At 38.8% G+C, this 13173-nt stretch carries 9 protein-coding genes and 1 pseudogene; 4 read left to right on the plus strand and 6 right to left on the minus strand.

Going from position 1 to position 13173, the window contains the following annotated elements; genetic code table 11:
* Positions 1-17: 17 nt before the first annotated feature.
* The 4 genes from FQ082_RS07175 to FQ082_RS07190 form a co-directional block, all read right to left on the minus strand.
* Entirely contained in the window at positions 18-3224 is a 3207-nt protein-coding gene (locus FQ082_RS07175; RefSeq protein WP_149492573.1) for a tyrosine-type recombinase/integrase, read from the minus strand.
* Positions 3217-5637 carry a hypothetical protein gene (locus FQ082_RS07180; RefSeq protein WP_149492574.1) on the minus strand — a complete coding sequence of 807 codons (2421 nt, stop codon included), beginning with the start codon at positions 5635-5637 and terminating at the stop codon, positions 3217-3219. Before FQ082_RS07180 ends, FQ082_RS07175 begins: the two co-directional genes overlap by 8 nt.
* On the minus strand, positions 5630-6187 hold the full coding sequence (locus FQ082_RS07185; protein WP_149492575.1) for a hypothetical protein: 558 nt from the start codon (positions 6185-6187) through the stop codon (positions 5630-5632). Before FQ082_RS07185 ends, FQ082_RS07180 begins: the two co-directional genes overlap by 8 nt.
* Before the next feature lie 198 nt (positions 6188-6385).
* Positions 6386-7204, minus strand: coding sequence for an AAA family ATPase (locus FQ082_RS07190; protein WP_149492576.1), 819 nt, complete (start codon positions 7202-7204; stop codon positions 6386-6388).
* Between the two features lie 718 nt (positions 7205-7922).
* Here FQ082_RS07190 and FQ082_RS07195 point away from each other — a divergent pair.
* Positions 7923-8393: pseudogene (locus tag FQ082_RS07195) on the plus strand (DDE-type integrase/transposase/recombinase); the annotation flags it as partial.
* A 183-nt stretch (positions 8394-8576) separates the two neighbouring features.
* Positions 8577-8900 (plus strand): DUF1244 domain-containing protein, encoded by a 324-nt coding sequence (locus tag FQ082_RS07200; RefSeq protein ID WP_149492577.1) that lies wholly within the window; start codon positions 8577-8579, stop codon positions 8898-8900.
* Between the two features lie 102 nt (positions 8901-9002).
* Here the strand turns inward: FQ082_RS07200 and FQ082_RS07205 are convergent, their stop codons facing one another.
* Together FQ082_RS07205 and rluF are read right to left on the minus strand one after the other, a co-directional pair.
* Complete coding sequence (locus FQ082_RS07205; RefSeq protein ID WP_149492578.1) at positions 9003-9446, minus strand: SRPBCC family protein; 444 nt, start codon at positions 9444-9446, stop codon at positions 9003-9005.
* Positions 9447-9533: 87 nt separating this feature from the next.
* The gene (gene rluF, locus FQ082_RS07210) at positions 9534-10538 is read right to left on the minus strand and encodes a 23S rRNA pseudouridine(2604) synthase RluF (protein WP_149492579.1); all 1005 of its coding nucleotides are present in this window, start codon (positions 10536-10538) and stop codon (positions 9534-9536) included.
* A 399-nt stretch (positions 10539-10937) separates the two neighbouring features.
* Between rluF and FQ082_RS07215 the strand changes: the two genes are divergently transcribed.
* Both FQ082_RS07215 and FQ082_RS07220 read left to right on the plus strand, forming a co-directional pair.
* A complete protein-coding gene (locus FQ082_RS07215; RefSeq protein ID WP_149492580.1) occupies positions 10938-12101 on the plus strand; it encodes an iron-containing alcohol dehydrogenase in 1164 nt (387 codons plus the stop codon).
* A gap of 51 nt (positions 12102-12152) precedes the next feature.
* Entirely contained in the window at positions 12153-13052 is a 900-nt protein-coding gene (locus FQ082_RS07220; protein ID WP_149492581.1) for an SMP-30/gluconolactonase/LRE family protein, read from the plus strand.
* The last annotated feature ends 121 nt before the right edge of the window (positions 13053-13173 follow it).

Genomic DNA, 13173 nt, shown 5'->3' on the forward strand with positions numbered 1-13173 from the left:
TAATCCAAGCTATATTACTATTCATCATCTTTACTCCAGTCAAGCAGCATTACCAACATCTCTCCTAAAAACTTCAAGACACCGGAAGATTCATAAGTAGCTTGTTTTACATATTTGGATTTCATTTTTCTGACAACTCTAACTTCAAAGCCTACGCAATTTTGGTTAGTTTCCACCTTAATGGCACTATTGAGTTTATGCTTTTTCTTGAAGTCCCTGACCTCTTTTATACTGCTAGAAGTCAGTTGCCAATGCTGAGGATTAATAATTTCACAGCCTATCCTCAAAAATTCAGCCAACAGCTCATGTTGAGACTTTTTAATGCCAAACTTTAAGTAAGATCTAGAGGTAATGTGCTTTTTTTGATAGGTCCTGACAAACTCTCGCAATGTATCAGGTTTCTGTACGGACATGTTATAAGCTTTATCTAATGCCGTGGTAATAATCGCTTGAGCAGTTTGACCTTTGACTTGAGTGATGAGCTTGTCGTTATTATTTAAGCTAATCGCGTTTTTGTATAATTCTTGTGCATTGTTTAGATAAATACCGTGTTTTATCGCTATATTTTCTAAATCTTTTTCACGCAGCTCAGGTCTGATTTTATCTATCTCTCTTATAAAGCTAATAACAGCATCGTACCTAGTATCAATAAAAATAGAGCGATGTATCCCCTCACCTTCAGTATTCTGCTGGATAAGTTGGGCGCTCACATCGGGTGCTATAAACAAAGGATTGTGATGTGCTTTTAGCTTTTTTGCAAAGTAAGGCCTTAATTTCTTTAACACTACTGTCTTATTAGATTTATTATAGGCAGTTTTATCGTGATAATTGACAGTTTGATAATCTATACCGGTTATATTCTGTAGTACAGTAAAAAGTATTGCTATTTCAGCCTTGCTCAACTGTGACCCTGCTAATAGATGCGAGGTATGTATGTAATGCTCAAAAGTTGTGTCACAAGTCAGATGACCTACGAAACTTGCTAACCCAAACCAAGCACCTTGAATGTGATGATAACCAGCAAGACTGTCAGCAATATTTTGGCATTCCTCAATGGTGTAATCCGTCATTACCTCTGCTAATGCCGAACCATTGATAGCTAGCGCCAATTGACTGATTGCCGTATGTCTAAGGCTATGAAAAGTATAATTGTGTTTATCTTGCCCAAGCACTCCATCCCATAATATTCTCATCAAATTGCTAAAAAAGTACGTCGGTAGTGGCTGCCTACTAGCCCCTTGTGAGAACAAATACGACGCCCCCATTCTTTCTTGCTGAGCAATAAACAACGTAACTATTCTTAGCTCACCTTTCTTTAAAAGCGCCGCCAATAATATCCTTCTTTTGGCACTGCTACTTTTAAGACGTAGATAAGGGTTTGGCGTCAGTACAACGCTAATATCTGAAAGCTTTTTTACATTTTTGAGTTTTATACCTGCAATCTCATTAATGCGCATACCCGTACGATAGGCTAGAATCAGTATCGTCTGGCATAAAAGCTTATGACTCTGGTTTAATTCAGATGCTAGTAGCATCTTATGCATAGCCTTATACACCCGAGGTGAGACCATGCTCGCTTTGACGACCTGTTTGTTTTCTCCCCATGCAAAAATCACGTCAGGAGCATCGAAATACTGCATCTGATATCGATGAAAAGCGCGTAATCGTCCATAGGTATAAGATTGGGTATTTTTAAGCTCATCTAAGCTAGTAGGTTGTTGACCCTCATTCTTAGACTCGTTACTTTCGTCTAACGCCTGCGTTAGATCAGGTACTGGATCATCACCTTTACCACTCTTAATATCGTCATAATCAAGCTCAATATCATCTCGATCATCGATCGGATCTTTCTGTAAAATATCTTTTTTACGAGCGTCTTTGACTTTACTTAAGATAACTTGCTCATATATTTCTTCATAATCATTGGTACCCCATTCCTCTAAATCTTCATCCATCGTCAACATAAGCCATTCACGTCCAATACAACCAATGTATTTACTGACTGAGTCTAGGTTGGTTTGATTGGCTTCTAGTAAAGACAGTACCCAACCGAGCAGACGTATGGCATTAGGCTGAGGAAAATCGTTTTTTAGGTCGCTAATTTTATCTTTGGCAGAGGTTCGAGTCCCTTTCAAGCCATTCTGAATAAATTGGATAATATTCTTACTAAAATCAGGATAGCCTTTATTCCTTCCAGGATTTTCAATTCTTGAGACATTTTGAACAAACAGCTGTTGCCAAGTAATAGTAGATTGGGTGCTTTGAATGATTTCTTGGTTATAACTGAGTAATTGCTCAGTAGGTAGTGAAGTGGTTTTTAGTTGCCCTTGCATAACCAGACTATTGGCACCGTCGATATAGCTATCAGGTAATTGTCGCCAGTGAAAATTGGCGTATTTGATGAGGTGCGACAAATGGATTTTTTTTGGATCTCGGCAAGTAAGTTCAAACGTATTGTTCAATCCTTTGATAATCGTCTCAAACTGCTGTATTTTACGCTTATTTACATCAGTATCACTTAAGGCGTATAGAAACATAAGACTTAGGTCATCAGGAATATAAGAAACATAGCGAATCAATGCGTCTTCATTGCCATCAACTCTGCAACCATATTTGTCATCTCTGATCTCTAAAGGAATCACGAGCAAAATTTTATTAGCATCTAACTTCTTATGATGTTCAGTCTGTTTTTCCAGATTAACAAGATGCAATTTTCGATCGCTAAACAACCATTGATACAACGCTCTCAATACCTCAATATCATTTAGACCACCGAACATGATGCTACTATACAAAAAATAAGAGATATAATTATTAGCGCTAAACTTAAGCTTACGTTGCCAGCTCAGCTGCATGCCTTCCCATGTCTCTGAAAGTTTTGAGCCTTGAACGAACCAATCGTAACTAATGGTGAGCCTGTCTCGTTCAGCCACAATAGGAACAACAGGTTCATCTAATGAGCAGTGTTTATCTTTATTATAAGTTCTGACTGCTTGCAAAAACCCTTGCCTTGCACAGCGGTATTGATTGAATGTCGTGAATGAATTTGATAGTTCATTATCGATCGCATGATAATGTTCTTCCATATTAGATTCATTAAAAGGCTGTTGTCTGTATAAATAATCAGCAGCTACCTCCTCCGCTTTACTAATTAATGCTTGTTTTTGACGCTGTAAATTAGCAGCTCTTTTCTCATGAGACGATAACTCTGATGATTTAGCCATGCTTGATCTCCACTTGCTTAAGATCAAGCTTTTGCGCCACAAGATCTAGCTGGGGCAATAGCTCTGTCTTATATTGATTGATTGATAATGAGGACATCGGATGAAATATCTCTTGATCAGCGTGTTCATGACCTAATAAGGCGCAAACGTATACCTCGTCTACTTCGTTGGTCAGCATCGAGCGTAACTGATGTCGTAACCAGTTATCTTGATGAGGCAAAGCTTTACCTACCGTATTTCTAATGCGTTTTGGTGTGATAGGCATAAACTTTTTTGGATTTAAGCTAAATATCTGTAAAAAAGGTTCTTCTGATTGCAAAATCTTATTAATCTTAAGTATGTGGTCTGCATATAAAGAATTGTGCATACTAGCAAAATATTTAATATAACTGATGTAGTTTTTTAGCGCCTTTTTTAAAAAATCACTTAGAGGGATGAGGCGACCGTAGTCTTTGCCTTGGCGTATTGATTTATCTGAAACCCAATACATGTCATGACTAAAATTGAATTGATTTAAAAACCCAGGTGCGTCATTGACGGGTCTTATACCAGTTTGAATCTGAATGACATGCCATAGCCATAATCCATAAGCATTAAATTGTTTGATATATTCATCTTCACTAGCATTTGTGCCATGACTTAATTGTTGCCTATCACCTTGTACCTTTCTAGCAAGTAAAGCGAAAAAATTACCGCACACCTTATCAGTCAGTGCCATTTCACTACCAATGTAGGTTTTGTTAATATTACTAGCGACAATTGGCATATCCAAAAAATAAGGATATCTATGAGCTTGCCATAATTGATAGTGTCTTGGGCCTAAATAACCGGAGAATACTTGATCGTAATTTACGCTGTAGTAGTGGACAGCTCTCAGATCTTTAAAGTAGCGACCACTTAGTATATTGATTGCAGCTTGATAAGTATGAAGCAGTGTAGATTTTTTTATACTGGTATAGTACAGCGGTGATGCGTGCTCTACCTCTACACCCGTAATAATGTCTGAGTGTAATGGTTCGCCAATACGATGGGTAATAACAAACGCTAGCGCTGATTCAATATGTTGATTTGATAATAGAGGTAATGATAAGGATTCTCTAAGTATCTTTAAGAGCTGATTGATCTCGCTTGGCTCTACTTCAAATTTGTACTGTAATATTACACTTAAGGATAATGGCAGTGGCAAACTAAAGTTATTGCTATGACTTTTGGTGATTGGCTTTATTTTATCGCGCCGATTGACTGTGACATTAATCGTATTCCGAATCACAGTTACGCCACTCTTTTCTTCCACCAAAAACTGTCTTTGGCTTTTGTTAGTAGCCACCTCTTTAATCACGTTTTGAATTGACCTACCGCTTATCATTGATAGTAATAATACAGCAGCGACTCGCCTAACACATTGTTCATCATCAGATACTATAGACCACAGTTTTACAAAAACTGACTGATAATCAGATATCGTTAATAACCTAGTATTACTGGGAAACATAAATTGATTACGTTTATTGTGTAAGTAGCTGGTTTTGACTTGATACTGCTGTAATTGTGATGATTTAGATGTTTTCTTACTGGGATTGTATCTATTGTCTAAAAGCGCTGGTGGATTATCGTCTGCTAGGTCTTCTGGTTTAGCAACGTTGTTATCTGAGGATGCTTTAGGAAAGCGTATTCGTCGGGTTACTTCATTTGTAAAAAGTAAAGCCTGTTCATTTCTCGCCTTTTTTATGAATACAGACTGCCCCTTTCTGCTAAATTGCCTTTCGATATAACCCTTATTCTCAATAACGACTTCATAAGCAAGTCTTATTTCACCTACTTTCTTAGCTAGATTCGTATTTTTGACTAAGCCTGTCTGCTCGTTATGCTGCATACCTTGTTCATACGATTCAATATCGGCGAAGTTATCGTAAACATTAGCAGATGATCCATGTATGTTAATCAACTTATCAATAATTGCAGTCTGAGATGAATTCTTTTTGAGCGCCATTCTTATTCGAACGCCAAGATTGTTAATCTTATTAAAATGCTTATCCTCACGCTCTGCTATTAGTAATATAAATTGTAAATACCTACTTATAAAAAGCCAAGATTTATCAGTAAATGGTTCTTTTCTATAGTAATCAGTAAATACAGCTAACATATATGAAACAGACCAGACATCCGAGCTTTTATCAGCTTTGACTGTGCTTATAATGATATTGCACTCGTCATGCGTTAGCTTTGTCAAACTCGTATCGGCACTCTGATCATTAGTTTCCATCAAGTATTTTGGAGATAGCTTTATCAGCTCAAAAACAAGTCTATGTGCTTGAGCTGACAATGGTGAATCATGTGGAACGATCCGTCTGATCAAACCATGGACCTTTTCGGCCTCCATAGTCCTAACAGTCCATTCTTTCACTTCATACATTGGTCCAGTCCATATTCTGTGCTAAATCAAACGTTTTTTTATCTGGCTTTAAAGACCTTTGCCTGTAGAAATATCGATCGATATTGATGCCTGCAAAATCACAGTAATCCTCATTGAACAAACTATCACACCCCATTAGCTGCTTCAGTGTTGTCGCTGCACAGTCATGTCGTAAGTGCTGCCATAAAGAAACATGGTCAATATTCTGATAGCGGCAAAGCCTCAATACTTCTGCCCAAGCCATCTTAGTAATTTGCTGATCATTACCTGTAATGATTATAAATGGCTGGCTTATATCAGCCTCGTAATGAAAAATATCTGCCATACGCTCAAAGTTGTCAAAATATAGGTAGCCTTCTTTATCACTAGAAATAATTCTTATCGGCGGCTTAAGATATTTATCGATATCAGCAAGATGAATGGGTGATGTTTTGGGATGACATTTCAGCCAAGTCTTATAGGCTATTGACGCTTTAGGATGTACGGTCAACATAGTATGACTGGGTGTAAAAAAATGATTACGAGCTGAAGGCTTATTTGTCTTTGTCATTGAGCACCTCTAATAGCTAGGATAATAAACCTTCCTAGAAATAATGACGATAGGGTAGGAGTATTTCCAGACTATCTCAATAATAGTTAGGTGTCAATATATGCTTTTTCACAGTGCCCAAAATATAAAAACACTATTACTAATTACACTAATATGATAAAATAATTTTATAAAATACAATCAACAAGTATATTTATATCATATACTTATATACTTAATACTATTAAGTAAAATAGTTTGACACCATTGCCAAGGTTGGGGTTTGATGAGCTGAATGCCTGTTAACCAGCCTTCAGTTTTTTCAATAAGCATAGAGACGAGTTTGTCATCAATCAAAGTGATATTATTAGTTGAAGATACCGATAGCTCTGACAATGACTGATTAGCTGCCATATAAGGTGTGAGAGCGATATTGTGTGTCAAGTTACTTTGCAAATATTGCTGTAATTCGTAAGTATCCGGTAATGACAGTCTTAATTCATTCGCTCTAACAATCCTCACCAATCCCTGTAGCTCCTCTTTTGCAAGTGGCCAATTTGGCTGTATGCGTGAGGCAATGACTAAATGGTAATTAGTAGGTAAAAAAAGATACAGCCACCATATTAGGTTTAAGCTAGTAGTATTGGTTACTGCTTCTAACTCATCAATAAATAAAGTGTATGTAGTTGTAGTATCAAGCTGAGAAAGCAGATGATGAATATGGTTTTTAGTTACCCTACCTTCGGTTAACGAATGTGAATCAGGAAATTGCGTTAATACTGACCATAAGTACTGATATAAACGTACAGGATCATTATCATCGTTATCCAAGGTCAGCCAACCAACAGCAAAGTTATCTTCTTCTAACTGTTCGCTCAGCTGTACCATCACAGTTGTTTTTCCATACCCTGCCGCCGCTTGTATCAACACCAAACGGCTAGTAAGTTTATTAGATAACTGATTCAACAATCTAGACCGCTTTAGCAATCTAACCTGCTGTAATTGTGGTCGATTGGTTTTCGTCTTTAAAATCAGCATCCGTGTCTCATTTTTAAAAGAATTTATTGCTAAAGTAAATGATAGTGCCAAACAGCTACAATGTATGTAAATACTTAAAATATGGCTTCAATCGCTATTGGCACTGATTTTTAGTATGATTTGATAATATGGCCGTATAATTAGTGTACTAATAAAATAATTACGACGCTTGAAGTTGGTCACTAGTTTAGCAGTATGAAACGATAGTTGCTTATGAGAAGGAACTTACCGTTCTGAGCTATGCTGAAATAAATTTAAGAGACATCAATTGGTCAAATCATTAACTATTAGTAATAAATGCAAAACAGAACTCATCAAAGCAGAAGAAAACTTTCCTTTTTTGCGCTGCTCGATTGGGCTGATAACAGATAGCGAATAGCCGTTATAATTATCTAGTTAAGTTACATCACCTTTAAAATCAAACATATTTTTTTAAACTGTTTTATTGTGTTTAGCTTAGCTGTTTCATTAACAGCAGACCGACTCATCTTTTTATTATTGACATCGATATAAGTCTCAGAGTTAAGACTAAGATATTCTAAAAAAGGCCACGGCGTACTTCGCAAAACACAGTTGATGGAGTACGTATTTATCAAGGATAACCAGAAGATATTTAGCATCACCTGTATGTGTCACGTATTAGATGTCAAGCCATCAAGCTATTATAACTGGATAAATCGTGGTGTTAGTAATCAGCAGATCCACCGCAACAAGTGTGAGCTGCTGGGTTTATACCGCTTTTATCATCGATGTGTTTGCTCGTGCCATTGTGGGCTGGAAAGTATCTAATCGTATGAACACCGATATGGTGATGGCAGCATTAAATCAGGCGATAACAGATAGAAACAATCCCAAAGACGTGATTCATCATAGTGATCGAGGGGTTCAGTATTTATCCATTCGCTACATAGATAAGATGGCTGACTGCAGTGTGATTGCCTCGGTCGGCACCACAGGTGACTCATACGACAATTCACTAGCTGAAACGGTCAATGGCCTTTATAAGACTGAAGTAATCCAGTATTTAAAAGAGAACTGGAACGGTGTAAATGATGTTGAAGTGTCAACCCTTGAATGGGTGCACTGGTTCAATAAAACACGATTGCATAGCACGATTGGTTATGTGTCACCCTTTGAGTTTGAAAAGCGGTATTATGATAATTTAATCCTGTCAGACATTGCTGCCTGACTCAAGTAGATCAGCCTCCGATTATGCTTAAGACGTTCTAAATTGGCAAACCCCTACTATGACAATTTTACCAAGTTTTTTTGTATACCTTTTTTAATATAGAACGACACAGGTTGCGCAATATTTATATCATTAGTATCATCTCAGTTTTGAAACGATTCAATTACAATTAGGAAAAACCTTATGGCAAAATTAGAATCAAACATCGAATTAGAAGCCGCAGCATTTCGTCGCTTACTAGCTCATTTAGACGAGCGCAAAGATGTACAAAATATTGAGCTAATGAACCTTGCCGACTTTTGTCGTAACTGTTTATCCAAATGGTATAAAGCGGCTGGTGAGGAGCGTGGTATTGAAATCGAATACGAAGATGCACGCGAGCTTGTTTATGGTATGCCTTATGCTGAGTGGAAAGAGAAGTATCAACAAAAAGCAACGCCAGAGCAGTTAGCGCGTTTTAACGAGATTGAAGCTGCTAAGAATGAGATTGATAAAGGAAAAGACTGATTAAGAGTAACAATAGTTGGCCGAACGCCATAATCGACACTCAGAGCAACCCATAAAAGATACGACAAAAAATCTAAGATAAAACCAAACATTGCCGCTAGATTAGCGGCTTTCTATAGATTTGAGTATGCTACTGAACCCTACAGTTCCTTGTTTCTGCATTTGACGGTCAAATAGGCGACCGATTAATGGCAGTGGTACAGTCAATCGACCCTCAGACACCCAAGTCACGTGTGTGGTACCATCGCCCAAGTCTTTTAAATCAATAACGCCTTTATCATGTTGCATTTTTATAGGTTTAGCTTTTTCGATTTGGTATTGCATATGAGTAGGACGCTCAAACGCCGTAATTCGCTCCCAAAACTTAACAGGTCCCGATTGAATGGTACGTACAGCCCCAACGCCATTGCGCTCCTCGTCACCTTCATTCACCAACTTAGCTACACCGACCGCTTTAAATGAGCCATAACTGGCATGGTCACTCAGTGCTTCAAATACCTCATCAATCGGTTTTTTGACAATGCGTTCTACTTTTATTTTAAACATAATATTATCCTGTTAAGGTCAAAGTTAAAATTATTTAGTTTGCTGACATTTAAAACATGAATAAAGCAGTTGCACTGTGAAAACTTACTATCGCGAAGAACCACGACCTTTTGAAGGGCGCTTGCCATTTGCAGCAGGCTTACCCTTGCCTCCAGACTTACCATTACCCCCTGACGGCTTACCACGACCAGCAGGACGACCATCTCTACCTTTAGAACCCGCTGGTTTTCTAGCATCATCCTTGGAGTATTTTTTATTTCCCTTTGCCGCACCCGCTGGTTTTGAAGACGACTTTGCTTTTGACGAGTCATCGGCACGAGGATTTTTTCGTGGTGCATTACTAGATTTCTTAGCCGGTTTACTGTCTTGCGAAGAAGAATCTTCTATAGAGTTAAGTAAAACAGACAACTCTTTTGGCGTCAGGTCTCGCCAGTCTCCAACGGGCGTACCCTTAAGACTGACATTCATAATCCGTGTACGCTCAAGCTTCACGACTTCATAGCCAAAATGCTCACACATACGGCGAATTTGACGGTTCAAACCTTGCACTAGCGTGATGTTAAACACGTTAGGCGACACCTTAGTGACAGGGCATTTTTTCGTCATCTTACCTAACATCGGCACGCCACCAGCCAAACCTTCGATAAAATTATCCGTTATCGGTTTATTCACCGTCACCAAATATTCTTTTTCATGGTTATTACCAGCACGCAATACCTTGTTCACCAGATCGCCATTACTGGTCAAGAAGATTAAACCCTGAGAATCTTTATCCAAACGCCCAATCGGGAAAATACGTACGCTATGTCTAACAAAATCAACAATGTTATTTTTCTCGGAGCTTTCCGTGGTGCTCACAATGCCGACTGGCTTATTTAATACAATAAAAACAAAGTCATCAGCTTCTTTCGGCTCAATGAGCTGCCCGTTGACTTTCACCGTATCTCCAGCAACCACTTGCGCGCCTACTGCAGCACGCTTGCCATTGAGGTATACATTACCTTGTTCAATAAAGCGGTCAGCGTCTCGCCTGGAGCAAATACCGCTTTCACTGATGTATTTATTTAAACGAGTCGAGGAAGCGTTAAACATAAAGCACCGTTTTTACCTAATAAAAAGCCTTTCTTGTTCAGAAAAAAGCCTAAATTGAATGGATCATCAACAACGAGATGGCTCGTATTATATAGGAAATTCAGTGCCCATTTCAGTAGAGATGGGAAGAAACCTAGAAATATATCCAGAGTCATATAGATTGCGATAGCTTCGATAAAGCTTATTAATGATGTCAAAGGTTCAAAAAGCTAAAGGAATAGCGAGTAATATCTCGATAGAATTTAATGCTTTTAATAAAGAAATATTCTTACAAAAAGTGCCAATTAATAGATATACACTGTAGCGTGATTGAGTTAATACTAAGACTTTATACACGCGATTTATCTAAAGGCTATAAATAGACAAAAATAATCGCTCATCTACACAAGGAAGAATAGAATGACAGGGATGGATTTTTATACTAATGGACACATTGTTAGCGAAGCTGACAGTATGCGCCAGAAGCTAGGGGATTTAGCAAAGCAGTACTATGCGACATCTGCCATTATTATTACAGACGCTGGTGTCTCTGATTTAGGCTACGTCGATATCGCACAAGAGTCTTTAGAGCAGGCTGGTATTAATGTTGTTATTTTCGACAGGGTTGTTGCTGATCCCCCTATTGAAGTCGTCGAACAAGCTATTGAACTTGCCAGAGCGAACCAGTGTAATCTGGTCATCGGTTTAGGAGGTGGCAGCCCTATCGATACCGCGAAAATTGTCGCGCTATATCCCAATGACTTTCAGTCGGTTAATGAACTCTTAGAGGCAGATATTAGTGGTTTTAAAAAAATGCCGTTGTTTGCGATCCCCACCACTGCAGGTACTGGCGCAGAGGCTACCTTTGTATCTGTAATCACAGCAAAGGATGGCAGCAAGAAAGCCATATACACGCCTAAAATCCTACCTGATGTCGCGATTTTAGATGCGACGCTAACTCTCAAGCTTCCTCGCCATATTACTGCTGCCACTGCCTTAGATGCGATGGTTCACTGCATCGAAGCTTACACGAGTCGCACCAAAAAGAACCCCATTTCAGATGCGTTGGCTGTTAAAGGTTTGCAAATGCTATGGAGTAACTTTTATACAGTGCTCCATCACGGCGATGATATTGATGCTCGTGCTGATATGTTATTGGGTTCAACGCTAGCTGGTATCGCTTTTGTCAATGCTTCCGTAGCAGCTGTACATGGACTCTCCTACCCACTTAGCATTAACTTCCATGTGCCGCATGGGCATGCTAATGCGCTCGTGATGTGCAGTGTATTTACTTTCAACTTACCAGTAGCAGCACCTCTTTATGCAGAACTCGCTCGTGCGGTGATGCCTATCGACACTTCGGGCATGACTGACATAGAGGCTGCCCATCAATTTATTAATCAACTAAAAGACTTCTTGAAAACAAGCGGTCTAAAATATCGCTTAAATGAGCTAGATATAACGGCAGAGGATATCCCCGCGTTAGCTGATATGGTCATTAATACCTATGCTCGTCTCATTGAAACCAATCCAATGGATATGTCTTTAGAGGAAGTAAAAATGATCTACCAAGAAATACTCTAATAAGCAGTAAATTTCTTAAATAATTTTGTCTATAAATCAAGGAAGATAGTTATGTCAAAATATGAGTTAGACGTAGTAGTTGATGGATTCCATTACCTAGAAGGACCGCGTTGGTACAAAAACGCTTTATGGTTTGTCGATTTTTATAACAAAGGCGTTTATCGTGTTAATGATGAAGGCGTTGCAGAAAAGATTGTCCATGTAGAACAGCAGCCATCTGGCTTAGGCTGGCTTCCTGATGGCCGTATGCTCGTTGTCTCTATGAAAGATCGTAAAGTGTTACGTTTAGAGGACAATGGCGAATTAGTTGTTCACGCTGATATTTGGAAGCATTGTGAGGGGCATGCTAACGATATGGTCGTTGCGCCTAATGGCAACGCTTATGTTGGAAACTTCGGTTTTGATCTGATGGGTGGTGCTGATCATAAACACACTGGTCTTGTATTGGTGAGACCTGATGGTACCTCTCAGGTTGTGGCAGAAGGTTTGGCCTTTCCAAATGGCATGGTCATTTCTGCGGATGAAAAGACATTAATCGTTAATGAGCTATTTGGTAATAAAGTCTCACAGTTCGATATTAATAAAGACGGCACTTTAGGAGAAAAACGTGACTTTGCTAACTTTGGAGAGTTAGGAGACGAGCCAAATTTAGGGGCACGTATAGAGAACGCCAGCATCTTACCTGATGGTCTTGCCTTAGATAGCGAGGGCGCTGTTTGGATTGCAGATACCTTGAACCAACGTGCTGTTCGTATTAAAGAAGGGGGCGAAATCCTAGAAACCGTGGATACGGCACCTGACGGCATTTTTGCGGTTGCTCTTGGCGGACAAGATGGCAAAACATTGTTTATGTGTGCAGCACCTGACTGGGATGAAGCGTCACGCACCGTTGAAACTAAAGGGCGTATGCTATCTACACCAGTTAAAGTTGGTCATGCTGGTACGCCTTAATTTAAGAATACGCCACTGAAAATATTGAGTCAGTATCAAAAATATATCTATCCACTACCCATTTATAGCAAGAAACTAGAATCGATACCAATTTTATCGATTCTAGTTGTGCTAATCGAAC

This window comes from Psychrobacter sp. ANT_H56B (assembly GCF_008369245.1).
Taxonomy (GTDB): Bacteria; Pseudomonadota; Gammaproteobacteria; order Pseudomonadales; family Moraxellaceae; genus Psychrobacter; species Psychrobacter cryohalolentis.

What these genes read in the sequence shown, in the direction of transcription:
- FQ082_RS07200 (WP_149492577.1), top strand. Translation starts at nt 8,577, where the DNA reads ATGGCAAAATTAGAATCAAACATCGAATTAGAAGCCGCAGCATTTCGT.
- rluF (WP_149492579.1), bottom strand. Translation starts at nt 10,538, where the DNA reads ATGTTTAACGCTTCCTCGACTCGTTTAAATAAATACATCAGTGAAAGC.
- FQ082_RS07205 (WP_149492578.1), bottom strand. Translation starts at nt 9,446, where the DNA reads ATGTTTAAAATAAAAGTAGAACGCATTGTCAAAAAACCGATTGATGAG.
- FQ082_RS07185 (WP_149492575.1), bottom strand. Translation starts at nt 6,187, where the DNA reads ATGACAAAGACAAATAAGCCTTCAGCTCGTAATCATTTTTTTACACCC.
- FQ082_RS07175 (WP_149492573.1), bottom strand. Translation starts at nt 3,224, where the DNA reads ATGGCTAAATCATCAGAGTTATCGTCTCATGAGAAAAGAGCTGCTAAT.
- FQ082_RS07190 (WP_149492576.1), bottom strand. Translation starts at nt 7,204, where the DNA reads ATGCTGATTTTAAAGACGAAAACCAATCGACCACAATTACAGCAGGTT.
- FQ082_RS07215 (WP_149492580.1), top strand. Translation starts at nt 10,938, where the DNA reads ATGACAGGGATGGATTTTTATACTAATGGACACATTGTTAGCGAAGCT.
- FQ082_RS07180 (WP_149492574.1), bottom strand. Translation starts at nt 5,637, where the DNA reads ATGTATGAAGTGAAAGAATGGACTGTTAGGACTATGGAGGCCGAAAAG.
- FQ082_RS07220 (WP_149492581.1), top strand. Translation starts at nt 12,153, where the DNA reads ATGTCAAAATATGAGTTAGACGTAGTAGTTGATGGATTCCATTACCTA.